Here is a 25,289-nt window from a genome sequence, read left to right as displayed (position 1 = left end):
AAGACGTTTAAAGCAGACTTTTGGGTACGTGTAAATCCTGAAGCAATACGTTTTCAAGCTCTCCAAGTTGCATTTCCTGCAAAACTGATAGCAGTACCCGATAGCGTTTGGCCGTTTTGTAGGGGTCAGTGGTCAGGTCTGGCGCATCAGGTCGATTAGTCGGTTGGACCAATAAGCGGACATTGGGAACCTCCGTCAGACGTGTTAACGGTAAGTGCTGATACCCCTCCACAAATGCATGGGCGTGCAGCGCCATTTCAACTAACCGGCGACGAATTTGCTGCTTTTCAGCCTCCGATAACTCTGTTGAGAGCGTTTGTAGATCGTCGTAAAATTGTCCGTAGCGTTGGTAGAAAGCCAGCATGTATTGCTTCAGCGCGGTCTGGTCGGCTTGCCAATCAGAAGGGATGGGTGAGTCTGCCGGAGACGGCACTGGTAAACCAGGAGAGACATTAGCTGGAGTTTCAGGTTGTGTGGGCGCTATAATTGCCCTGGTCTGTTCCTGAACAACGGGTGTTTCCTGGCGGGGCACCTGTGCGGGTTCAGTAACCTTATCTCGTTTCATAAATGCCGCAATGCCCCATAATAGTCCGCCCAAAGCCAGCAAACCGATACCTGGCAGCTCGCTCGAAGATGCGCTGGCTGGTATGTCGGTAACTTTTGAAGGAGATAGTTGCAGGGATTGATCGGGCGATAGATTCTGCGTGGTCAGCCTATCCAGAATGAGGTTGTTGTAGAGAATCAGCGTTGTTTGCTGGGTTTTTTGTCGATCAGTGATAAACGTAATAAACCGTTCAAATAAAGCCTGATCAGCCTTATCGCTGGCTGGACCAGGTGTAAGCCCAGCAGAGCAAAATGTTGCCAGCTTTTGCCGGGTTACTTCCCAGCGAGCCGCGTCGGTAGTTGCGCCGACGCCTAGCCTATATCTGAACTGACTCCGCCACAGAGCGAGATCACGGGGCGTTTTCACCGAACGTCCTTTTACGGAGTCGGCCCGAAATAGCAACGGTTCTTTGTTGAGTAGAAGAGCGCTATCGGTTACCGTTAGTCGGGTTATTTGTTCTGGGCCCCGAATCAACAAGGTTGAGCCCGTTGAGTCGGTCAGCAGGTAATTCGTGGTCTTGCTTAGCGTATCGCTGCTGCTTTGTCCTGATTTAGAAATAGCGGCTGGCTGGCGCAGGCATAGCCACAGACCCGCGAGCCACAACAGGGCGGCTACCCAGCGAATCCAGTTGGTGCGTGTTGTCATAGAGTCAGATCGTGTCATCGAGCGTACCGACCGACTGATCAACCACTACCTGGCTGAAATGCGGCTCATCGAGATACGGGAATAAGGTTTCAAAGACGAATTGGTCGTGCTGAAAAAATTCGGGCCGGATGGTCAGACGGGCCGCTTCGGTTGGGGTACGTAACAGAAATTCAGTACCCGTAAAAAACACATTGACCGTTGGCTGCTTGGGCGACAACAGAGCCGGGTGGGCATAGCGTAATCCACTAATGGAAATCCACTGGCTTGACGACTGGTAGTTTCTGAACGTAACGCCCTCATACAACGACGGCAGCGGTCGTCTCGATTGCAAAGTCGTTGGAGCGGTTTGAGTTGTAACGGGCGATGATGCATCGGGCTCGTAGCGAATCTTTTGCAGAAAGCCGTCAACTTTGGACATCATTCCTTTGAGCCGGTGGGCTGCCTCCGTTAGTTTCTCATAAGGGCGGGGCGGCAACACCGCCACCGCACCGGTTTCGTGGCCTGCATCGACCAGCCGAATGCCCGCATCGCCATCGACCTGCCGGGTTGGTTGCCCGACAAGGTTCGCATCGTAGTTGATGGTTTCACTGCTGAACGCACCGGCCAGACAAATTTTCTTCAGCGCTGTTGTATCTCGCCCGTCAGATGCTAAACGAACATTGCCAAACCGATTGCTGACTTCTTCGGCAAAGAGCCGGAACAAAAAAGCCCGGCCAGTCAGAATAACCTGCGGTGGTGAGTCTGGATCATAAAAGCCGGAATAGACGACTTCCTGCGCCAGTTTATCGGTCAGGCGTTTGACTACGTTATTGATGAACCCAAATTCATCCTGCAATGACTCCTGCTGCCCAGCGAGTGTTTCCAGTGCGTCCGTTACCTCTTTCAGCAAACCAGCCGTACCAACACTATTCTGATAGCGGGCGCGAATGTCCTGAATCTGCTGGCCAATCAGGTCACGAATGGGGCGGTAAGCAGTTTGATTCCGGCCTTTATCGAACCCTCGCTTCAGGGTTTCGATGACCTCCCCAAACCGAATTTTGTCGACCAGATCAGTAGTTGGACCGAGGGCAATTCGCCAGATGGCCTGCTGCCTGACTGTAGAGTCGGGACCAAAAATAGCCGCGAAAACCGTTTCCACGAAAGCGTAGGAAATTGCATTGCCTGCCCCGATGAAACCCGATCGAAATACAGATTTGGTTTCATCGTCGCGCTCGATCAGCGAAAAATCAGTGGTACCTTTCCCCGAATCAACGATCAGATATCGACCTTTTAACGGTAAAGGTTGCCGCTGAACAGACCGGCTTTCGCGGTAGCCAAGAAAAGCCGCGTCGCTCTCCGATAACGTTCCTACTTCGGCCCCGCGAAGGGTATAGGGCGAGTCAGGCTGCATGAGGTCATGCAGATTTCGGTACGTACCCTGAACAAGTGTGCTGACTCGCTGTTGCTCAAAAACGTTCGGCACAAGTAATTTGACGGATAAGAAAAACGGCTGATTGGCCGGATGGCTATGATGAAGATGTTCCAGCACCGTTCGGAGCAGGTAATTGACAATGGCCTGCTGCAAACCGCTGATGGTATCGCTGAACCGGCGGATCGAAACACCAAACTCATTGGTGGCTGGCGAGGCAAACGAAACATCGAATCGATAGGCACCCAGGTGAGCGAGCTTGAGATTCGATACCAGAAAATGACTTTGGGCCAGTGAATCTATCCGATCGCGTTCGGTCAGCAGGTTCAGGTATTCAGCGTCGCCGTGTTGGTTGGGCGCATCTGTTGACTGAAATACGGCTCCTGACCGGCGCAGAAAAAATACCGAACGCAGTAAGTCCGGGTCCGGATCACGCTGATGAAGGGCTTTTGCCGTTAGTTTGCCGCTATCGCTAGTGAGCAGGTTCGGATAGAAATACCGCAACAGGTCATCGACAATATTGAGCCGTTCCAGCACGCGCTGCCCGCTTCCCCGATTGGTCAGCACAATCTGACTGGCTTCTGAGCCGAAGTCCATCACAACATCATAAATAGCATGTGGTTCTGCCAGATAGAGCCTGATTTCGCCCAGGTACGGTTGACCATCCAACTGGGTTTGCACGTTTATAGTGAGTGCGTTAGTCCGTGGGATCTGACGATCTTTCGTTCGGGCCAGCAGCGCCAGTCCCGATTCAGTTTCATCGGCCGGTTCGAGCAAAAAGTGAGCGCTCTGGTCCGACAAATCTTCTGCTGGTGCCTGCGTATCTGACACCGTCAGGTGAAGGGTAAGCGAATCCGGACGGTTTTCATGGAGTGTAATGCCATCAATTACCCGGTCGAGGTTTGTTCCACCATGCGCTACGAGTCGCACGTCGCCGTCGAGCGTCAGCAATCGTGTCAGGGCTGTTTGTGGATCGTAGGGAATAATAAATGACGGAACAACATCGTCGGCTGGTTCGTGCGATGAACGCAGGGGCACAATATGAACTTTTTCACCACGCAGGCGAATGGGCAGGTAGTACATGTGGTTTGGGTTAAAACCGCACTGGGCGTGTCGTAATCTGCACCTTATCGGCCACAATAATCCCATTTGCCCGTAAACCCCGTACCGTACGGAGAACAGTATTGGTCAGTTCACCCGTCAAGACATTAAAGCTGTTCTGCTTCTTTGTCTCGAGGGGAGCAAACGTATCAGTTGTGGCGAAGGCTAGTAGAAATTCCTGTCCAAATGGGCTAGAGCATTCAAAGTCACCCGGTACGTCAATGAACTGCCCCACGGCCTGCCCATCAATCCGGTAATTGTCGAATAGTAACGTTTGCGTACCGTCTTCCAGTACATAAATCAGGCGAACGGTAGCGGGTTTACTCACTTTCAGCTTAATAGCCATCCGTTCGCCCTCATGATAGGTAACGCCCTGACGCCCCCGGTTCGTTTGTAATTCAATGGAAAAATCACCGACCGACTGCGGGGCCATAACTGTTTTGACGGCTGCTTCCATGCGTATGCTATTGGGATCCTTCGGGGACTCGTACGCCAATTGGTTTTGCCGCACCCAGCGGACAGGCAGGTCACTGGATACCAGATCGCGCTCGAAAGCCGCTTGTTTGTTAAACAATTTTGCCCGAATCTCCACCTGATCGCCCGACGTTGCGAAACTTCCCCGCACGGTATAATCGGCGGTCTGATTGTCGCGTTTGAGTAGCTCGACAACCGCACCCGTCCGTTGCTGGAGCTGTTGCCGGAGCGTTTGAGTCAGCGCTTCCCCGAATTCAGTGGAGATTCCCCGATTTTCAAACGTAAAATTGTCGATCAGAATATGCTTCGTCTCGGCGGGCAATTGTCGTCGAATTCCTTCGGTCAAACAGTCGACCACGGTATTGAGATCCTGCTCCTGCGCCCGCATTTGAGCCAGGTCTTCGCGGCCGGTCAACAGCCGGGAGGCAGATGGAATAGCGGCAAAACGCCGTATACCACCGATTTTTAGATTATCGAATACACGCTGGCAATTGCTGTTGTCGAATGTAAATTCCAGCCTGAATTCTTTTATCTGTCGTAATTCATGCCGTTTTTTGGGTGCCCGGTTATTGTCGTAAGTACCGGTCAAGGTTTCTGAAACATACAAAGGCATGAAAAGTTTTCCGGCTGCGTTTGCCTGAATCCGGCCATAATGTAGCCCATCGGTCAGGTCATTACCGATGGCAAGATCTCCGGCACGATAAAAGGTCAACACATTAACCAGATACTGTTTGATCGGTAATTCGGAACTCTCCCGCTGATAGGGATCCAGATCATTGACAACCAGCGGGTTACCATTGCCAAAACAACGATCAAGAAGACCAGCCATAATCTGCCGCTTTTCGGCCGCCGATAGATCGCTGGCCGGGCGGCCTAATTCATTCAGCCGGAAGTAGTAGGCGGTTTCCAGAAAACGTCGTGCCTGACGAGCAATGTATACCTCATCCGAAGGTCGAAATGTCGGTGCTTCGATTTTGGGCTGCGCCGGTTGAGGCTGTCCTGAGGTCAGCTCTGTGAGCAATAAAAAATATAATAAAAACCAATATCTGGCCATGAATGATAAAGCTATTAGGTGCTTTCGGGCGAACATTCTACGTATACTGGCTGATCAATGAACCGGATTTAACCGTTTGATTAGGGGCGAATCCGTACAAGGGTTGCCAACTCGGGTGGAAGCCGCGACGGCGACCGATTGCCAAATAAATCGCTGATGAGCCACCCCGCGTTCTCGTTGTCGCGGGGGAATTCGTCAACCCGAACAATCCAGCCAGATTGTGTCAGGATGAACAGAGATACCCGTTCGGTTTCAATTAGACGGAGTTCGCGCTGGCGGACAGCCTCAATAAAGGCCTGCCCAACGCCTGTCTGACCTAGCGAGTCACTCAGGAGTAACCGTAAATCATGACCTTGTTTGATAACCTGGTGGAATTCCAGAAAGCTGGTTTCGTGCGTGTTTGGCGACAGCGTAAGCGGACGGCTTGCCCGTTGCGTTGTGTCGCCGGATAGTGGCGCTTTTGATGTGTCGGTACTAGCAGTTAGAAACGGAGCTGCCAAACCTACCATGCGCCAACCCTGCGCGCGACCTATGTGCGTCATTTGCCAAAAAACGGTCAGTGTTTCAGTTTTACCACGATAGCTGGCTCGAAAGGGTGTTTCAACCAATACGTTTGCATACAGGTCGTCAGGCTTTTCCTCTGCTTCCGAAAGCTCGGTAACGAACGTATCGATAGCCTGTTTGTAGCTGGGCTGCGTTGTTCGACGACTATCTTTGGCATCAAAAAGGCTAAGCAGATACGCCCGTCGCGGATACAGGGCTCTTAACGAGTCGGTTGTGAGTGGGCGCTGGTCGGGAGTCTGATCATAATAAAACCGTTTCAGAAACTCCTCGATCTGTTTCACCGGCTGGGTAGTCTGGATCGGCACGGATTGCGACCAGCTTTTCTGGCCGAAAATTCCAACCCATAGCGCGATAAAGAGAAGTAAACGAGAGCGACGCATAGAGAAGAAGAATAGATTTCGCTGTTGGCCGTTACTGGCTGATTATTAGTTAGCGGGTATAACTTCCAGGCTTCTGGCCTTCACGTTGCCAAGCAACAGCGTCCATTTTTTCTCATTGTATTCATTCAGCCGGGCATCGGCTCGGATACTGACATCTTTCTTGGTACGGTCATGATAAACGGCCTGATCGCCACGGAATCCTTTAAAATCCTGATAATACGTGCCGGTGCTATGGTAGTTACCATCGGTGCCAAGCCGAAAATCGCTCACATAGGCCACATCGTACTGCGTAATGTCGATATGGGTATAATAGCCTGTGCTGATGTCGAGCAGGTTCCGAAAATAGCGTTTAACGGGCATCGTCCGCTTCCCTTTTCGGTCTATTATTTCCATGTTCGCTTCGTTCGTAAATAACAGGAGCGCCTGTTCAACGGCATCTTCGCGTTCGGCCGTCGAACGCTTGGAGTCGGGTATGATGTTGAGGTAATTCTGAAGTTCAGCAATGCGTTGTTTAGTCCGGTTTTTCAAATCGGCTGCTTCTTTTTCCGACAGGTCATCGTCAACATACGATTGTTTGAGCCGATCCTGTGACCAGCTCAGCGATGTGGCGACAATTAATAGCAATAGTGTGGCTATGAATGGTTTCATGGTGGGTTACGGTTTATGGTCGAGGCTAATGAGGACGGGAACTACTTTGCCAATGGGGTCAGTAGCAGTACTGAATGTAATTTGTACCGGATCGTAGTTCATCGTGTGCCAGTCCATCAACTGATCGCCAAGCGTTTGCGTAATTTTATGCGATAAACTGCCACCTATAGCGCTCATTCTGGTCATGAGCGCACTCATATCGAGCGGTTTATCGGCAAACAGAACCAGATAATATTCTTGCCCCGGATTGTTGTCGAGCCGGATGTGTTTGGTTGGGCCTGGTAACACCGCCGACTCCTTCGCATCGATCATGGCACTCAGGCTATCGGCATAAGGGAATAACCGCGTAAGTTTCATGCTCTGATCGGTTCCGATCACGTAGACATAAGCCGCTTTGTCGTTATTGACCGTTAGTTTGAATCGCGTTCCGGACGCGTAGCCATTAACCAGTTTGTAGGCACCAATTTCGTCGTTCGTATCGTCGCCAACGGTCGAACCCCGGCTCATCAACCGCCGGGCAGGCATTTCAGAGCCGTCTACCAGCCGCATTTCCACGCTGGCCTGCATCGTTACCGATTTGTCGGGTTGTGTCGTTGGAACAGGTGATCGTTTTGGAGCAGAAGTAGGTTGTGGCCGGGTATTATTTTTAGCAATGGTTGGTATCACTTTGGTTGGTTTTACCGTGGGTGGTTCCATCGGATACACCCGGAACGCATAGCGCGTAAACAAAACAAAGTCGCGGTACTTTATCCAGCACAAACCATTGTCGGCCCAGCGTGTCCCCCAGCTATTGACAACCCGAAAAGCCTGACGATTATCGTCATAGCCAACAACTGTGAGGGCATGGCCATACAATTTACGGCGTTTAAAGCCGGATCTTATTTCCTGGTATAAATCGTCGACATCAGACGGTGCGGGCGTCCAGGTATCTGTCGAAACAGCCTGAAATGACAAAGGGATCATCATGCCGATAGGGACGGGATAACCACCCGCCAGTGCCCGTTTGATGTTCTGAATGTTCGCATTGACAACCGACTCCAGATTATTGTTCTGTCGAACCACGCGGAACATAGTGGCAAAGTCAAAAACCCGTTCAAAATGACGAATCCGAAACTGTGAGGCTTCAGAATCATAGGGTTTAACATTCTTTATGCATTGCGGATAGGGGAGACTGGACCAGAATGGAGCTCCGTAATTTTTGAGCGCCAATAAGCCTTCATCCATTGTTCCGCCCTGCTGGCAGGTCACGTCGTTCGGTAACTTGAGTCGGGAGTAAAGGTAGGTTGGTGAAAATCGGGTCTGATTGATCTGCGGTTTAGTCGTCAGGTTTCGCTGAATGGCTTCTATTGCCGTTCGGGTATAATAAGCACAGGTAAACGCCACGCAAGTACCATAGTCGCCCTGCCGTTCAATGTCTGGCAAGTATTTTTCGTAGGAAATGGCTCTGGGAAGCGGTGCCTTATAGATCACATTGTCGGGCTTTTGTTCGACACGCAGGTAGGCTTCATCATCGAAACGTAAGCCCGAATTCACCAGGTCGGCTGGAGCCTGTGCCCAAACCCATTGTGCCGAAAGCAAGATCGTAAACCAGAGGAGAGTTTTCATTACGAGGTGCGTTGATGGCTACTGACGGTTTGAGCCAACTTTAGGAATGGTGAGGTATAGAGTAAAAATCTGCCAATAATTCGTCGTAAGCGGTGCCTTTCCCACGGGTGTCATGACGGTAGCAATGTCGGAAGCCTGTGGTTTGTTGCCCGTAAAGGTTGTCGCATTCCGATAGGTGGTTACCATCGTTTGCCAGTCGCCCGCTGCGGTTTTTATTGACTGGCCATAATACACGACTTCGGCACCCTTAAACTGAACCGCTGCCGACCGATTGCCAAACTGTGCAAGGTAATCATTTACCGATAGACGGGCGTCTGGCTGCCCATCCTGATGAACTGAAATATAGCCAGATGGAGCAAAATAAGCGGTTAGTTCGCGGGCGTATCGTTCCTGCTGGTTTGCCGGGATCTGCGAATACGTTCGTATGTGATGCAGAATGCTATCGATTTTTTGAGTCAGCGGTAATTTCAGGAGTCGGACAGCGGGCATGGCTGTCGTCTGGGGTCGACCGGAATTCGTCAGCCGTACCTGGGCCTGGCACGGCTCTGGCAAACCACCCGACAGCCAGAGCCACAGGCAAACAAACAATGTGAGGATATGAACGGAAAGCAACTTCATTACGGCAAGAGGAGCTTACAGACTGGTATATAGTAGGTAATGGAGCTTTGTGAATGAATACAGTACGATTTAATTCGACCATACTTCCTGAATGGCAATCGTTTGGTATAGTTTTCCGTTTGGCGTTCGCTTCGATCGTTTTTCAATAAAATTAACCTGCCCGATTTTTACGGCATTAAGGGTCAGGCGTTTAAGCATGTCATTCAGGGCGTATTCACCGACCGACGTATCGTTTTGGTAGATCGTTACGCGCGCATCTGCGTTGAAATACTGCGTGGCTTTCTGGCGTTGCAGGGCTCGTTCAGCGTAGGTCAGACGCTCGTCTGTCAGCGCATTGAGGTATTGGCTAATCGCCGTAAAATGCGCGTCGGGTGGTAACTGTTGCTTTATAGGCTTCAGATTAATCTCATAAATCGATGTCTGGTGCGAACTATCAGGTCGGGCAAGCCTGTCTACCCGAGCCTGAGCATCAAGTAATAAATCAGTCCAGCTTAGTCGGGAACGAGTTGTTGTCAGCACCGACAGGGCCTGTTCCCATGACCGTGTGTAATGACTTCCCTGATCGCTAAGCATACAGGCTGACTGATGGGGCTGACAGGCCGCAATAAGTACGTCGCCGGTCTGATCCAGAAATAAATTTGCCAGAACCCGGTTGATATCATCTTCTACCGTTCCGCCTTTCAACATAGGGTTTACCATCAGACCGCGTGTTCCGGCGGGTAGTACAATGTTGCAGGCATCGGCCATGGTGATCGTGAGCCGGGCATGTTTTGCCCGTAATGAATCATGAAGCGATCGCAGAGATGGGTCGTTGCCGGGTTCAATACTGAGCAACGGAAATGGATCGGTGCGTCCGGCAAGATTGTGCCCGTGACCTGTGTAATAAAGAAAGGCAACATCCTTTGGGCCAATGGGCAGGTTGTGAAGCCGTTGCTCAATAGTGGGCCGCCTGAAACCGGAATCGCTCAATACAACCAGATTTAACGGATAACCAATTCCGGAGGCAATGGCCTTGAAAGTGGCTGTCATGGCCGCAACATCCTTCTGGCAACCGGAACCAACGTCAGCTGCCTGCGTATCCGCCACGATCAACGCATGGAACGTTTGCGTATAAGCCACCTGGCTAACTAAAGTTATGAGCAGACTAGTGAGAAGTTTGATCATACGATCTGTCGGATTTATCAAGCCGAATGATTAGGGTTGACTCGCTGATAGTTCATGGAGTAACTGCTCAGCCTGTTTGCCAAAATAGGTTGTTTTACGGACTGTGCCGAGCTCTGCTTTTGCCAGATTTACCTGACCCGTTTGCAGATAGCCCAGTGCCAATAAATAACGGGCATTGGCCTGCCAGTCGGGTAGCGGACAGTTGCGGGCTGGTTTCAATAACGCGATGGCCTGAGCAGCTTCGTTTTTCTGCAATAAGGTAAATCCGACTCTGATAGACAACGTATCGCGGGCGATAGCCTGTAAACGACTTACCTGATCTGGACCGGGTGCCGTGAGTAAAGGCTCACCATCGCGGGTGGTCGGGTCAAGGCGCAAGTCTGGCTCCATATACCGTGCTGCCATGTCGGCGGGTGATGGACCAAGGAATCGATCCTGAATGAAAAACCAGCCAAATCCGAGTATCAACAGGACGCTGGCTGCAATGGCCAGATAGTGCCACAGTGGACGTGTGGAGCCAAAAGGCACCACCTTGCCCAGTTCGGTATGAGTAGGTTTGATGTCTCCCCGTAGTATTAATTCAGCATGGCGGGCCGCTATTTCGTCACGATAGTTCATACGAAGAAGGCCACTCTGCATCGCTTTCAAACTGGAAACTTCTCTGGATAATTCGCCGTTGCTGGATAGCTCACGTTCGAACTGTGCCTTCTCACCAGCCGATAGCCGACCTGCGATATAATCTTCAGCCCGTTCGAAATCAGATTGAGAAATTGACATTATAAATACGAGTTTTTTAGTTGGTTAAAGGACTGTCGAAGCCCCATGACGCAATTGCGACGTTGCTGGCGTAGATTAGCTTCGTTGATATTGAGTTGAATGGCGGCTTCGCGGTCGGGAACTTCGTCAATATAAAACAGGCGCAAAATGGTCTGACAGCGATCTTTCAGGCCCGACATGGCGAGTTTGAGTGGCTCCAGTGCCCAGCTATGATCTTCAATATCTGTCTGAAGGAGCCAGTCGACCGCTTCGTCACGAACTGCCGACGAACTTTCTTCTGACTCATCCGCCGATTGCTCCTGAAACGGCGATACTTCCTGCCGACGTTTGTCTTTGTCATACAGATTAAGCAGTGTAAACCGGCAAACGCTATGCGCATAGGTTGTGACTTTGGCCTTTTCGTGCGTAAAGCGACCACTCAAAATATTGTCTTTAACAACAGCCAGCCCTTCGGTATAGGCTGAAATTAACGTATCATAGTCATAATTCTGGCGGGATTGCGGAACAACAAACTGATTGTGCACCTGAATCATAAGATAGTCCCAGGCTTGTTGATCGTTGGCCCGGAGTGCTTCATAAAATGCCTGTTCGTCCTGTTGAAACTGGCTGAATGATGGCTGCACGGCGACCTTATTGACTGAACTACGAAAAAATGCGGCCATAATCTGTGGATTCGGTTAAACGCTTTTGTGTGGTGTGCTAAAAAAGTTAACTAAGTAAACTTAATAAGTCGATTTTCTAACGCGAATACCCATGTAGGCTATCCTGGAGAAAGGCCTGATCTAATTTGCTGGTAAAATCTATTCCTTTCTAATCTGTTAATGGGGAAGACTGAATAATGTGAATAAAAAAAATAAAGTCTACCATCAGCAGACTTTATTAACAAGCAGAACGGTCGTAGAATCTGATTCTACGACCGTTCTGCTTGTATGAATCGTATTTTCAACCTATTTGTATGGCTGACGTCAGAGGCTGAAATCGATAGGCTGTTTGTGGAACAGGCGACAAAAAGGACGAATAATCATTCGGACGAGACATTACTTCTTTGTAGAGCAACACGCGGTAGAGGTAATATTTGGTTTCGCGTGGAAGGCTCATCTGGTAGTAATCGCGGTGTTCGTGGCGTTTTAGTTGATTTTTCATCAGGCCCGGTCCGGCGTTGTACGCTGCGGCTACCAACGACCATGAACCCAACTGATCATATAATTTTCGCAGGTATCGACAGGCGGCATCTGTTGCTTTAAGCACATTGAAACGCTCATCAATTCGTCCCCCAACCCGTAACCCCAACGAACGGGCAGTGCCAGGCATTAATTGCCAGTAACCTGCTGCACCTGCTCGTGAAACCGCTTTTGGACGTAACGCACTTTCGGCAAGGGGAACGTAGCGGAAATCATCTGGAATGTCATATTTCTCCAGAATCGGATCGATGATCGGGAAAAATGCATCAGCCCGTTCACGGAGGTTGCCCAGATCGCTGGCGTGACTACGAAACAGCGTAAATACGTGTTTCCAGCGGTCAACAACATCGATCTTGTCGAGTGGCAGGCACTCTCCGCAGAAATCGACATCGAGCAAAGGAAGCTCAGGGGCGTTAAGTGCCACTGTCAGCAAGGCTGCTTTGGCACTAGCACGGGTCATGTCAGATCGCGTTGCGTCTGATGGCATCAGTCCAGATCGGGTTGCGTCAGACCGGGCTGCGTCTGGCTGCTTTGCCGTACTAATCGTAGATGCGTTGAGATTGGGGACTGTAGGGGCGGTAAACTTCGCAGCAACCGTGACAGCCGGACGAATTACGGCCATCAATAAAGAAAATCCAACTCGCTTTAACAAAACATAATTTCGATGGTACTGAGTCTATAACGCCAGTAGATAAAGTATTAGTTTGTTGATTGTCAATATTTTAGATTAAAACTAATTGGGTTACGGACTACGAGTTGCCAAGTTTCCCGGTAAACCGACTGAAAATCACGACCTTAAAATAACACATGAAAAATGTGGTGAAAGCAATAAATGTATTGAAGCAGATAGGTTGAAGCCAGTTGAACTGAAGGCACAAGTGAGCCAGAGATATGGAGAATGAAAAATTAGTCTGACGAGTAAAAAAACTATAGTTTCGCTGGCGATCTGGTTAGCTTTGTGGGCGAAAAACGTGCATTAAGCGAAAGCCAACGCGAAAATTCGAGGCTATTTTGGCAAATGCCGCACGGTACATCTGCCAAAAGTATAATCGACAATAAGACGACTTTATTGATCACTACATACTGATCATTGACAATGCCCCTACGTTCCCGAGATTGGTTTGGCCGCACCGGAAAAGACGGCTTTATTTATCGTGCCTGGATGAAAAACCAGGGTTTCCCACACCATGAGTTTGAGGGAAAACCCGTTATTGGTATTTGCAATACCTGGTCGGAACTAACGCCCTGCAACGCCCATTTTCGCGAGTTGGCCGAAGCCATCAAACGAGGGGTTTGGGAAGCGGGCGGTTTCCCGCTGGAATTTCCTGTGATGTCGCTGGGCGAATGCCAGATCAAGCCGACAGCCATGTTGTTCCGCAATCTCGCCAGTATGGATGTGGAAGAAAGTATTCGTGGCAACTCGATCGATGCGGTCATTCTGATGTGTGGTTGCGATAAAACCACGCCCTCGCTTGTGATGGGAGCCTGTAGCGTCGACATTCCTACGCTTGTCGTATCGGGCGGACCGATGTTGGCAGGGCGTTTCCAGGGCCGAAAGATTGGAACGAGTGATCTCTGGCGGTTTGCCGAAGCCTTTAAAATGGGCGAGATGAGCCAGGCTGAGTTTGTGGCTGCTGAAGCCAGTATGGCCCGGTCGCAGGGGCACTGTGCCGTAATGGGAACAGCCTCCACAATGGCGGCCATGGTCGAATCGCTGGGGTTAGCACTGCCCGACAATGCAACCATTCCGGCAGCCGATTCGCGTCGGAAAGTACTCGCTCATCTGACCGGTATGCGGGCCGTTGAACTCGCGCGTGAAGGCATAACCCCATCGAAGATTCTGACCCGACAGGCATTTGAAAATGCCATTATGATCAATGCCGCGTTGGGTGGCTCAACCAATTTTATCCTTCACCTGACGGCCATTGCCGGGCGGGTGGGTGTCGATTTGTCGCTCGATGATTTCGATACGCTTTCGGCCAAAATCCCCCTGTTGACCAATCTTCAACCCTCTGGCGAACATTTCGTGGAAGATCTGTTCTATGCCGGAGGACTGCCGGCTGTTATCCGCGAGCTTCGTGACTACCTCAATAACGACGCCCTAACCGTTAACGGTCGAACGATTGGCGAAAACTGCGCTGATGCGCAATGTTATGACCCCGCCGTAATTGCAACGGTCGGGCAACCTTTTAAGCCTGAGTCGGGCGTTGCGGTTTTGCGGGGTAATCTCTGCCTGAACGGGGCAGTCATAAAACCCTCGGCGGCATCGCCTGCACTGATGCAGCATACGGGTCGGGCAGTAGTTTTTGAAAATATCGATGACTACAAAGCGCGCATTGACGATCCCGATCTGGATGTTGATCCGAGTTGTGTTCTGGTTCTGAAGAATGTTGGCCCGAAAGGGTATCCGGGTATGCCTGAGGTAGGGAACATGCAGCTCCCTGCCAAGATACTGGCACTGGGTGTTCATGATATGGTTCGCATTTCTGATGGGCGGATGAGTGGTACCGGTTTCGGAACGGTTATTCTGCACGTTTCGCCCGAAGCAGCCGTTGGGGGTAATCTGGCACTTGTGCAGAATGGTGATCTGATTACGCTCGATGTTGAAAACCGGAGCCTTCATCTGCATGTGTCGGATGAGGAACTGGCTGGCCGGCTCGTTCATTTCAAACCACTTGACCTGGGTTATGATCGCGGCTATGTAAATCTGTATATTCGCCACGTTACGCAGGCTCATGAAGGAGCCGACTTCGATTTTCTGCGGGGCGGTTCGGGAAGTGAAGTAAAGCGTGATTCACACTAACAATAAAGAACATGAAACGAGTAACTGGAATTGGAGGGCTATTTTTTAAAGCTGAAAAACCCGATGAACTACGGAATTGGTACGGTACTCATCTGGGATTTCAGACTGATCAGTATGGGGCTACATTTGAATGGAGACATGCTGACGACGCTGAGCAAAAAGGCTATACACAATGGTCAACGTTTGCTAAAGACTCGACGTATTTTGCGCCGTCCAGCAAGGATTTCATGGTTAACTTCCAGGTTGAAAATTTGACCGAGCTGCTTGCTGTATTGAAAGCTGAAGGAGTAACGGTTATCGGTGAAATTGAAGAATATGATTACGGTAAATTTGGCTGGATCATGGACCCGGAAGGCAATAAAATCGAACTTTGGGAGCCCAAAGCCGAATAGAAAAAGCTGGTTTCAGGGAAAACGACTTTTTAATGACAGATTTTGTTAACCAAACCGCTATCATTACTGGTGCGGGACAGGGAATTGGCTTTGCTATTGCCCGCGCCCTTGCTAAGCAGGGTGCCAATGTTGTACTCAACGACTATGATGAAGCACTGGCTCATAAAGCTGCTGATACCATACAACAGGATGGCTATCGTTGTGAAGCATACCCTGGCGACGTCTCCGAGGTTTCGTTTATTGAACAGATGGTCGATGCGGCCGTTACCAGATTCGGTTCGGTTGACATCGCTATCGCCAATGCGGGCATCACTATTTTTGGCGATATCTTCACCACAACACCCGATGCGTTTCAGAAAATTGTCAACGTAAACTTACGCGGGAGCTTTTTTCTGGCGCAGGCCGCTGCCCGTCAGATGCGTGAGCAGGGAAAAGGAGGAAGCATGTTGTTTATGTCGTCGGTGGTAGGTCATCAGGCGCACCCCGGCCTGCCCGTCTACAGTATGACCAAAGCAGGGCTGGAAATGCTGGCCAAGCAACTGGTTATCGATTTTTCACCCCTTGGCATTACTGTTAATGCCATTGCGCCGGGCGCTACGCTAACGGAACGTACCTTAGATGATCCAACGTATATCCCGATCTGGTCGCGCATTACACCGATGGGCCGCCCGGCTACCGTCGAGGATATTGCCAATGCGGCTCTGTTTTTGGTTTCGCCATCCTCCCGCCATATAACGGGTCAGAGCCTGGTCGTTGATGGCGGATGGACCAGCGTAAGTCCACCGCCGGTTGAATGAGTGAAAGCTTAAATGAGTGAAAGAGTGAATTATTATGGCTCACTCTTTCACTCATTTAAGCTTTCACTCATTTCCAATAGTCATACTGCATGTATTCGGCTGTTTCGTCGGCAATGTCTTTACCGAGGAGCCTGCCAACAACATACAGTGACATATCGATTCCGGCCGAAATGCCCGCAGAAGTAATGATCTGGCCATTATCGACGTAGCGTTCAGCCGGAAGGACGGTAGTGTTGGGCGCTAGTTGAGAAAGACTGTCGATAGCCATGTAATGCGTAGTCGCGGAGAGGGCTTCAAGCAAACCCGCTTTCGCCAGTATTAAGGCTCCGGTACAAACCGACAGGACCAACTCCGCTGTTTCGGCCGATCGACGAACCCAATTTAGAATGGCAGGATTATCCATTTCGCGCCGTGAGCCAAAAGGTGTTCCGTCGGTATGGTAGCCGCCACCCCCCGGTACAATAATGATGTCGGCTTTTGGGTGATCATTCAACAGATACGTTGGCGTTATACACAGACCATTGCGGGCATAAACGGGACCTCGCTCGGCAACGGTAAAAACCTGAAAATGGGATTTGCCAGCTACTTTACCCGCAATGCCGAAGACCTCAAATGGCCCGCTGAAGTCCAGAACTTCAATTTCGTTGAAAAGCAGAATAGCTACAGTGCGCATGTTTGACGGTAATGTTCAGACGTTAGTTGGCAATTTGCAAATTTTAACTGACGGCTATTTTCTGCCCAATGTGATCAGTACTACCCCGGCCAGGGCAATCATTGCTCCGATGAGTGACTGACTTGAGAACACTTCACCGGCAAAAAACGTACCCAGTAACATGGCTACTACCGGATTCACAAATGCATAGGTCGACAGGAGTTGTGGTGGTGCATTGCGAGCCAGCCAGGCGTAGGATGAAAATCCGACGATACTGCCAAAGATGACCAGATAGAACATGGACCAGATGGCTTTGGGTGGAGCCACAAGGATGCTCCAGGGAGTAACCGGTTCCATCACTAAACTGATGACCAGCAGAACGAATCCACCAATAATCATCTGAATTCCGCTGGAAATCGTACCGGATGGGAGCGATACACGGGGCGCCAGTAACGTACCGATTGCCCAAGCAAAATTGCCGAATATGACCAGACTGGAACCAAGGACATTCGCATGTAGCCCCCCGGTTCCCTGTAGCTTGTCCGGTTTAATGAGGAAAAAAATACCGATTAAACCAACCAGTAAACCGGCCAGTGCCAGATTGGTCGGCCGTTGGCGTCCAAACGATACCCAGTTAAGTGTCAGCAGAAAAACAGGTAGCATTCCGCCCAGCAGAGCGGCCATGCCCGTTGGAATGTATTGAATACCAAGGGTTAGACAGCCATTGGAAACAGTCAGCAGTAAAACACCTACAATCCCTGCCGATTGCCATTCAATCCGTGTAGCGCGGGGCGTACCAGTCAGTCGGGCGTACGTATACAGAATCGCTCCCGCTACAATATACCGCATGGCAGCCATGTAGAGGGGGGGCATCTGCTCCGTCATGAAGTGTATGAACAGATACGTCGAACCCCACAGAATATAGACAGAGACTAAAGCTGACCAGAGAGTGACACGATTGGGAGTTGGAGAAACTGAGGAAGAAATGGCTTGCATAACTCGATTACTACTTGCTGCTGATGTAACACACACCCACTGGCTTTTTCTCCTTCACGAACTCTTTTTTTTGTGTTATCTATGATTGATTATGAAGATTCTAAGCAAAATTTTATTTGGTATTGACAAATCGCTGATCATATAGGCTTACCACATCGGAAAAACAGACAGACTGCAAGAAGTGTAATCGATATCTATTCTGATTTTCAATGAGAGCTACTGGTTTATCTCGTCCGATAGAGCGCTGATCAATAGAGAGTTGATTTTGGGCGTAGCGCATTACCATTGGATTCTTTCTAAATTAGACCTGCCTGATCAGGTGTTGAAACTTTCAGTCGATCCATGCGTTTAGGAAGTGAAGCCGCGAAGCTATGAGGTCAGTTGTTGCCATCCTATTGTCTTGTTTACTACTGGGGAGCAGTTTGCTGCCAGGCTTCAGTATTGACCAGTCGGCGAAGTGGAATGAATTGATGCAGCATTATCAGCAGCACAAAAAAGAAGTCAGTAATCTGAGTTTTCTGGATTTTCTGGCCATGCATTATGGCGCTAATTCCGAACACCAGAAGCATCCTACGCACAGTCATCATAATTTGCCTTCTGCCGGTCACTCGGGCCCGGTTTTTACGCCGAATGCAATTCGCCTTGTCGTTTCGTCAAGTGTACAGGTGATCATGCACTATAAGGCCGACTTTATTCGGAAAGCAGATCTGTACTCATTTTTGGCGGTTTTCTCGCTGATCAATCCTCCCCGAGCTTAATTTTTGCATTTTATGGGTGAGGTGTGTCTTATTGGCAAGCCATACACTTGTTGGATGAATGCAACTGGTACGTTTAGCATTTGCTGAACAGCCGCCATCGATGTGCTTTATCCCGAGGGTATAGCCGAAAGACCGAGTCGGTTTATCCCAATCATCAAAACTATTCTGTCGTGAACCAGAGTATCAACGCTTGTATTTGCGTTGCCCATCTGGCGTACTGATTCCCTTCGTAATAAAGAATTGCATAGTTCTATGCTGAACGCTATCATTAATTTCTCGATCCATAATAAACTCATTATTGGGCTATTAACGCTTGCGTTAGTAATCTGGGGCGGCTGGTCGGTAACGCAATTACCCATTGATGCCGTGCCCGATATTACCAATAATCAGGTACAGGTAATTACCAGCAGCCCCTCATTGGCTGCCGAAGACATCGAACGACTCGTTACGTTTCCGATTGAAGTCAGTTTGTCAAATATTCCCGATCTAACCGAAATTCGTTCGTTTTCGCGATTTGGACTTTCCATTGTTACCGTCGTGTTTACGGATGCTACGGATGTATACTGGGCCAGGCAGCAAATAGCCGAACGGCTTCAAAATATAGCCGGACAGATTCCACCTGGCGTGGGTACACCTGGTATGAGCCCTGTCACAACCGGACTGGGCGAGATTTTCCAGTACACGGTTGTTCCGAAAAAAGGGTACGAAGGGCGGTATTCACTAACCGACCTCCGCACGATTCAGGATTGGACCATTCGGCGGGGGTTGTTGGGAACGCCCGGCGTCGCTGATGTAAGTGGTTTCGGCGGTTTGCTTAAACAGTATGAAATTTCGGTTGATCCAGACCGGCTCCGTAGCGTAGGAATCACCATCAATGACGTCTTTACTGCCCTCCAGCTAAACAACCAGAATACAGGCGGTGCTTACATCGACAAAAAGCCAAATGCCTACTTCATTCGGTCGGATGGGTTAATTGGATCAACTGATGACATTGCCAATATCTCCGTACGTCTCAATAATCAGGGTTTTCCTGTTCGTATTCGTGATGTGGCTCAGGTACGCATTGGCGCGGCAGTGCGCTACGGGGCCGTTACCCGAAATGGCCAGGGTGAAACAGTTGGCGCTGTTGTGATGATGATTAAAGGAGAAAACTCCTCCGCAGTAATCAAACGGGTAAAGGAAAAGATCACTGAGATCCAGAAAACACTGCCTGAAGGTGTAACCATTGTACCGTTTCTGGATCGGACCAAAATGGTGAATAGTGCCATTGGTACCGTAGAGCGCAACCTGCTGGAAGGAGCCATCATCGTCATTTTTGTGCTGGTATTGCTGCTCGGGAATTTTCGGGCTGGTTTTGTGGTGGCATCGATCATTCCACTGGCCTTGCTTTTTGCCATTGCCATGATGAATCTGTTCGGTGTTTCGGGAAATCTGATGAGTCTGGGTGCCATTGATTTCGGCTTGATTGTGGATGGGGCTGTGATTATCGTCGAAGCGACTCTTCACCACATCATGCTGCGCAACAAAGACCAGACACTTACCCAGGAGCAAATGGACGATGAAGTGTTTGGGGCGGCCAGCCGGATTCGTTCGTCGGCAGCTTTTGGCGAGATTATTATCCTGATTGTTTACCTGCCGATACTGGCTTTATCGGGTATTGAAGGAAAAATGTTCAGACCGATGGCCTTAACAGTGGCTTTTGCGATTCTGGGCGCTTTTATTCTCTCGCTGACCTATGTTCCCATGATTTCGGCCCTGATCCTGAACAAAACGGTCGTGCATAAAGAAACCTTTTCTGATAAGCTTATGAAGCGGATTCAGCGCGTCTATGAGCCAGTTCTGCTAGGGTCCCTGCGGCATCGGTTCATTATTTTAACCTGCGCTCTGGCGTTATTGGCTGTTGCCGGATTTCTCTTCAGCCGAATGGGGGGAGAATTTATTCCGCAACTCGATGAGGGCGATTTTGCCGTCGATACACGAACCCTGACCGGAAGTTCATTATCAGAAACAGTTGATGCTACATTAAAAGCAGAGCGTATACTGCTGAAGAAATTTCCGGAAGTAGAACAGGTGGTGGCTAAAGTTGGCTCCGGCGAAATTCCGACTGATCCCATGCCAATCGAAGCCTCCGATCTGATGGTCATCCTAAAACCCCGCGAGCAGTGGACAAGTGCCTCCACTCGCGATGAACTGGCTAATAAAATGGCCGAAGCGCTTTCGGTGGTTCCGGGTGTAACGTTTGGCTTTCAGCAACCCGTGCAAATGCGATTTAATGAACTTATGACCGGCGCCCGGCAGGATGTTGTTTTGAAAATATACGGCGACGATCTGGAGCAACTCGAGAAACTGGCTAATCAGGTAGGAAGTAGTATTCGTACTATTAGCGGGGCTAAAGACCTCTATATTGAACAAGTGGCTGGTTTGTCGCAGATTCTGATCAAACTGGACCGGGCCCAGATTGCTAAATTCGGCCTGAATGTCAGTGACGTGAATCGTACGATCAATACGGCTTTTGCAGGCCAGTCGGCGGGTCTGGTATTCGAAGGCGAAAAACGCTTCGATCTGGTTGTCAGGCTGGCTTCCGACAAGCGCCAGAACATCGACGATGTTCGAAATCTATACGTGGCCACACCTGCCGGACAGCAGCTACCGCTGGCGCAGATTGCTCAGGTTAGTATACGGCAGGTACCAAACCAGATTCAGCGCGACAACACACATCGACGCATTACGCTGGGGTTCAACGTTCGGGGCCGCGATGTAGAAAGTATCGTGGCCGAAGTACAGCAAAAAGTGAACCGGCAAATTAAGTTTCCAAGCGGCTATTACGTTACCTATGGAGGACAGTTTCAGAACCTTATCGATGCCAAAAAACGCCTGTCTATTGCTGTTCCGATCGCGCTGGGGCTAATTTTCTCATTATTGTTCTTCACATTCGGGTCCATTCGGCAGAGCCTGCTCATCTTTATGGCCATTCCCTTATCTGCCATTGGGGGTGTATTTGCCTTGATCCTTCGTGATATGCCGTTTAGTATTTCGGCAGGCGTTGGATTCATTGCCCTGTTTGGCGTGTCGGTGCTCAACGGTATTGTCCTGATCGCCGAATTTAACCGACTACGACACGAAGAGGGTCTGACCGATATGATTGAGATTATTCGAAAAGGGGCAGAGGTACGTCTTCGGCCCGTTGTCATGACAGCATTGGTCGCTTCATTCGGATTTATTCCGATGGCCATTTCGAACTCGGCAGGGGCAGAGGTTCAGAAACCACTGGCAACGGTCGTTATTGGTGGACTGCTAACGGCTACCTTGCTGACGCTGATCGTCCTGCCGATTCTGTATTCGCTGGTAGAAAAGAAAAATCTGGACAAAGAGGCAAAAGCCCGCCAGAAAACAGCCGCACCAGCTAAAACAGTGGCTTCGATTGTTGCTTTGCTGCTGCTGAGTTCGGGAAGTGGCTGGGCGCAGGCCATTAGTCCTGCCGTCCAAACCATTACGCTCGATCAGGCCCTGCAAGTAGCATCTGCCCGCAATGCCCAGGTACAGATTGCCGGGCTGGGCGTTAGCCAGCAGCAGGCTCTGCGCCGGACTGCCTATGATGCTGGACGTCTGTCGGTTACGGCCATGTTGGGGCAATACAACAGCCGCCGGTTCGACAACAACCTGACCGTTACGCAGACCATTCCGAATCCGACACTGATGCGCCGAATGGCGGAGCTGAACGATCTGACCGTTGCCAATCGGGAAGCCGGTGTGCTGGTAACGCGCAATGATGTGCAGTATCAGGTGAAATCGGCCTATTATGATCTGAATTATCTGTACCAGAAACGGCACTTGTTTCAGCAACAGGATACGCTGTTGACTGAATTCGTTAAGGCTGCGGCAGTGCGGCTTCGGGTGGGCGAAACAAGTATGCTGGAAAAGGCAACTGCCGAAAGCCAGCTGGCCGATCAGCGCGTCCGACTGGCGCAGAATGAAGCCAACGCTACGGCTGCCCGAACGCGTTTACAGGAGCTTCTGTATAGTCGCGAACCGATCGATGTACCTATGCTGGGATTGCCTAAATTAACCCTAACACTCTCCGCTGATACGGCGGCTCTGGTTCGGAATCCTTTACTTCGGCAGCTACAACAGCAAATTCAGGTAGCTCAGCAAACCCGGCTCGTTGAACAGGCCCGGCTGAAACCTGACTTCCTGGTTGGCCTGTTCAGTCAGACGCTTGTGGGAAATCAGCTTATTAATGGTCAGGAGTTGTATTTTGGACCCGGTTATCGGTTCAATGGGGGACAGGTAGGTATTACATTTCCGTTGCTGGGACAGGCCCAGAAAGCACGCATCAATGCAGCCCGTATTGGCGAACAGATCGCACAGACCGATTTACAGAATCAGCAGTTTTCGCTCAATAAACAGCTTGAGCAGGCCGTCAGACAGTATACGCAGTACCGGGATGCGCTGGCTTATTACGAAGAAACGGGACTTGTTCAGGCCGATGTGATTCAGAATCACGCCCGACGGGCTTTTGGTGGTGGCGATATTGGCTACGTGGAGTTTTCGCTAGCTTTACAGCAATCCCTTACCATCCGGTCAAACTATCTCGACTTGTTGAATCAATACAATCAATCGGTACTTTACATCAATTACCTGCTTGGTAATCCATAACGACATCCATCACTGTTCAATGATCGACTTTATGAAATCAATTGGTTCACATGTATATTTTTTTTTGAGTGCTGCGCTTATCGGTAGTGTTTTGGCTGGCTTATGGTCCTGCCAGTCGAGTGATACGACTACGGCGGAATCCCAAACTTCAGTTCAGGATTCAACCCAGCAGGCCGATTCTGGTAAATCAGCCGGACCCGTTCGTATTTCGCTGACGCAGGCACAATATAACGTGGCTGAGATTCAGTTGGGGCAACCTACTTTCCAGACGCTGAGTACAACCCTCAAAGTAAATGGCGTGATCGACGTGCCTGCTCAAAATCAGGTGTCGGTATCAGTGCCAGTAGGTGGGTATATCCGGAAGATTAACCTCGAACCGGGTATGCGGGTAAAGAAAGGAGAAACGCTGGTGGTTCTCGAAAATCCAGATTATGTTCAACTTCAACAGGATTACCTGGACACAAAAGCTAAACTCGACTATGCCGATCTGGAGTTTGCCCGACAGCAGGAATTAAGCCGCGAAAATGTCAATGCCCTAAAAGTCTTTCAGCAGACCCGTTCGACTCGCCAGAGCTTGCAGGCACAACTGGCCGGGCTAACTCAGCGACTGACCATGCTACGGATTAATCCGCAGCAAATAACACCCGCTAACCTGAAGCGTACGATCGCTGTGCCATCGCCGGTGTCAGGATTCATTACCGAGGTTCCGGTCAACAATGGCCGCTTTGTGAATCCCGCCGATATACTAGTACAAATCACGAATGTCGATCACTTACATGTTCAGGTGAATATTTTCGAGAAAGACATCAGCCTTATTCACGCTGGGCAGGTGGTGCGCTTCAGGATGGGGGGCGATGTGGCCGGAGCGGAGACGCAACTGAACCACCGGGCTACCATTTTTCTGATCGGCAAATCGATTGCCGCTGACCGAACGATTCAGGTGCTGGCCCATGCCGATGGTAAAGACAGTGATTATACCCCCGGTGGCTATGTGACCGGGCAAGTGGACATTAAAACCCAGCCCTTGTTGTCGTTACCGGAAACTGCGGTACTAAGTTATGGCGGTAAATCACTGATTTACATTCTGGAAGACAGACAGCGAAAACCCACTACGTATCAATTCCGGCAGGTAGAGATTAAAACGGGTATTCGCGAAAATGGTTATATCGCAATTACATTGCCAACTGATATCGACCCGAAACAAACACCAATCGTCGTGAACGGGGCTTATAGTTTACTGTCAAAACTGAACAATAGCGAAGAGGAATAAAATGACGGACATTGGCTATATCCACCACGAAGAACACATGCGAAGTTCGGATCTTATTTCCGACATCGTTATTGGTATGTCCGATGGTTTGACCGTTCCCTTTGCGTTGGCGGCTGGCCTGAGCGGAGCTGTTGCCAGTTCATCGCTTGTCGTGACAGCGGGCATTGCCGAAATCGTAGCTGGTTCAATTGCTATGGGGTTAGGTGGGTATCTGGCCGGACGCACCGAGGCTGACCATTACGAATCAGAACGACGCCGGGAAATTGCCGAAGTGGAATCGGTGCCCGAACGCGAAAAGGCGGAAGTACGTGAGGTGTTTGCCGGGATGGGCATCAGTCCGGCTTTGCAGACGGCCATTGCCGACGAACTGGCTAAAGACAAAGTAAAATGGGTAGACTTTATGATGAAGTATGAACTTGGCCTGGATGAACCCGATCCGAATAGGGCAACAAAGAGTGCATTGACAATCGGTTTGTCTTATGTTTTCGGTGGCCTGATTCCGCTTTCACCCTATCTACTCGTTTCTCATCCACATGAAGCACTTCTGTACTCATGCATTGTGACACTGATCTGCCTGTTCGTTTTTGGGTATTTTAAAAGTCAGGTTACGGGCCAGCCGCCTGTCAGCGGTGCGTTTAAGGTAATGTTCATTGGAGCACTGGCGGCTTCGGCTGCCTTTGGTGTAGCCAGATTGTTTGGGTAAATGACTTTTAGGTTTCGTCAAGTGCTTCTCGTGGTTCGA

At 50.0% G+C, this 25,289-nt stretch carries 21 protein-coding genes; 8 read left to right on the top strand and 13 right to left on the bottom strand.

All coding sequences use genetic code 11. The annotated features are described in order from the left end of the window. Window positions 1-7: 7 nt before the first annotated feature. The 11 genes from G8759_RS23755 to G8759_RS23705 form a co-directional block, all read right to left on the bottom strand. Window positions 8-1,249, bottom strand: coding sequence for a hypothetical protein (locus G8759_RS23755; RefSeq protein WP_167213573.1), 1,242 nt, complete (start codon window positions 1,247-1,249; stop codon window positions 8-10). Window positions 1,250-1,253: 4 nt separating this feature from the next. Further along, entirely contained in the window at window positions 1,254-3,740 is a 2,487-nt protein-coding gene (locus G8759_RS23750; RefSeq protein WP_167213571.1) for an acetate and sugar kinases/Hsc70/actin family protein, read from the bottom strand. A 10-nt stretch (window positions 3,741-3,750) separates the two neighbouring features. Next, window positions 3,751-5,286, bottom strand: a complete 1,536-nt coding sequence (locus G8759_RS23745) for a DUF4384 domain-containing protein (RefSeq protein ID WP_167213568.1) — start codon at window positions 5,284-5,286, stop codon at window positions 3,751-3,753. 80 nt (window positions 5,287-5,366) lie between these two features. Beyond that, window positions 5,367-6,230, bottom strand: coding sequence for a hypothetical protein (locus G8759_RS23740; RefSeq protein ID WP_167213565.1), 864 nt, complete (start codon window positions 6,228-6,230; stop codon window positions 5,367-5,369). Between the two features lie 45 nt (window positions 6,231-6,275). Next, window positions 6,276-6,878, bottom strand: coding sequence for a hypothetical protein (locus G8759_RS23735; RefSeq protein ID WP_167213562.1), 603 nt, complete (start codon window positions 6,876-6,878; stop codon window positions 6,276-6,278). A 6-nt stretch (window positions 6,879-6,884) separates the two neighbouring features. Then, window positions 6,885-8,483: a DUF4384 domain-containing protein gene (locus G8759_RS23730; RefSeq protein WP_167213559.1), complete on the bottom strand. Its 1,599-nt coding sequence runs from the start codon at window positions 8,481-8,483 to the stop codon at window positions 6,885-6,887. A gap of 18 nt (window positions 8,484-8,501) precedes the next feature. Next, window positions 8,502-9,101, bottom strand: coding sequence for a hypothetical protein (locus G8759_RS23725; RefSeq protein ID WP_167213557.1), 600 nt, complete (start codon window positions 9,099-9,101; stop codon window positions 8,502-8,504). 69 nt (window positions 9,102-9,170) lie between these two features. Then, the gene (locus G8759_RS23720) at window positions 9,171-10,265 is read right to left on the bottom strand and encodes a caspase family protein (protein WP_167213554.1); all 1,095 of its coding nucleotides are present in this window, start codon (window positions 10,263-10,265) and stop codon (window positions 9,171-9,173) included. A 30-nt stretch (window positions 10,266-10,295) separates the two neighbouring features. Beyond that, a complete protein-coding gene (locus G8759_RS23715; RefSeq protein WP_167213551.1) occupies window positions 10,296-11,042 on the bottom strand; it encodes a hypothetical protein in 747 nt (248 codons plus the stop codon). Beyond that, window positions 11,042-11,704 carry an RNA polymerase sigma factor gene (locus G8759_RS23710; protein ID WP_167213548.1) on the bottom strand — a complete coding sequence of 221 codons (663 nt, stop codon included), beginning with the start codon at window positions 11,702-11,704 and terminating at the stop codon, window positions 11,042-11,044. Before G8759_RS23710 ends, G8759_RS23715 begins: the two co-directional genes overlap by 1 nt. Before the next feature lie 280 nt (window positions 11,705-11,984). Next, window positions 11,985-12,683 (bottom strand): lytic transglycosylase domain-containing protein, encoded by a 699-nt coding sequence (locus G8759_RS23705; RefSeq protein WP_232073922.1) that lies wholly within the window; start codon window positions 12,681-12,683, stop codon window positions 11,985-11,987. On the opposite strand from G8759_RS23705, the gene G8759_RS35995 reads away from it, so the two are divergent. The 4 genes from G8759_RS35995 (at window position 12,682) to G8759_RS23690 (ending at window position 16,215) form a co-directional block, all read left to right on the top strand. Further along, entirely contained in the window at window positions 12,682-12,882 is a 201-nt protein-coding gene (locus G8759_RS35995) for a hypothetical protein (RefSeq protein WP_232073921.1), read from the top strand. The genes G8759_RS23705 and G8759_RS35995 overlap by 2 nt on opposite strands. Before the next feature lie 437 nt (window positions 12,883-13,319). Then, on the top strand, window positions 13,320-15,026 hold the full coding sequence (locus G8759_RS23700) for an IlvD/Edd family dehydratase (RefSeq protein ID WP_167213542.1): 1,707 nt from the start codon (window positions 13,320-13,322) through the stop codon (window positions 15,024-15,026). An 11-nt stretch (window positions 15,027-15,037) separates the two neighbouring features. Then, window positions 15,038-15,418: a VOC family protein gene (locus tag G8759_RS23695; protein ID WP_167213538.1), complete on the top strand. Its 381-nt coding sequence runs from the start codon at window positions 15,038-15,040 to the stop codon at window positions 15,416-15,418. 32 nt (window positions 15,419-15,450) lie between these two features. After that, window positions 15,451-16,215: an SDR family NAD(P)-dependent oxidoreductase gene (locus tag G8759_RS23690; protein ID WP_167213534.1), complete on the top strand. Its 765-nt coding sequence runs from the start codon at window positions 15,451-15,453 to the stop codon at window positions 16,213-16,215. Window positions 16,216-16,282: 67 nt separating this feature from the next. Here G8759_RS23690 and G8759_RS23685 read toward each other — a convergent pair whose 3' ends face one another. Together G8759_RS23685 and G8759_RS23680 are read right to left on the bottom strand one after the other, a co-directional pair. Next, the gene (locus G8759_RS23685; protein WP_167213531.1) at window positions 16,283-16,888 is read right to left on the bottom strand and encodes a DJ-1/PfpI family protein; all 606 of its coding nucleotides are present in this window, start codon (window positions 16,886-16,888) and stop codon (window positions 16,283-16,285) included. A gap of 54 nt (window positions 16,889-16,942) precedes the next feature. Continuing rightward, window positions 16,943-17,863 (bottom strand): EamA family transporter, encoded by a 921-nt coding sequence (locus G8759_RS23680; RefSeq protein WP_167213528.1) that lies wholly within the window; start codon window positions 17,861-17,863, stop codon window positions 16,943-16,945. 371 nt (window positions 17,864-18,234) lie between these two features. On the opposite strand from G8759_RS23680, the gene G8759_RS23675 reads away from it, so the two are divergent. From G8759_RS23675 to G8759_RS23660, 4 genes are all read left to right on the top strand, one after another. Then, window positions 18,235-18,621 carry a hypothetical protein gene (locus G8759_RS23675; protein ID WP_167213523.1) on the top strand — a complete coding sequence of 129 codons (387 nt, stop codon included), beginning with the start codon at window positions 18,235-18,237 and terminating at the stop codon, window positions 18,619-18,621. Between the two features lie 252 nt (window positions 18,622-18,873). Then, complete coding sequence (locus tag G8759_RS23670; protein WP_167213520.1) at window positions 18,874-23,277, top strand: CusA/CzcA family heavy metal efflux RND transporter; 4,404 nt, start codon at window positions 18,874-18,876, stop codon at window positions 23,275-23,277. Between the two features lie 31 nt (window positions 23,278-23,308). Then, window positions 23,309-24,547: an efflux RND transporter periplasmic adaptor subunit gene (locus G8759_RS23665; protein ID WP_167213517.1), complete on the top strand. Its 1,239-nt coding sequence runs from the start codon at window positions 23,309-23,311 to the stop codon at window positions 24,545-24,547. A gap of 1 nt (window position 24,548) precedes the next feature. After that, a complete protein-coding gene (locus tag G8759_RS23660) occupies window positions 24,549-25,250 on the top strand; it encodes a VIT1/CCC1 transporter family protein (RefSeq protein ID WP_167213513.1) in 702 nt (233 codons plus the stop codon). The last annotated feature ends 39 nt before the right edge of the window (window positions 25,251-25,289 follow it).

Source organism: Spirosoma aureum, from assembly GCF_011604685.1.
In the GTDB taxonomy this organism is placed as follows: Bacteria; Bacteroidota; Bacteroidia; order Cytophagales; family Spirosomataceae; genus Spirosoma; species Spirosoma aureum.
Note: the sequence above shows the minus strand (reverse complement) of the source record. Positions and strands in the feature narration are given on the sequence as shown.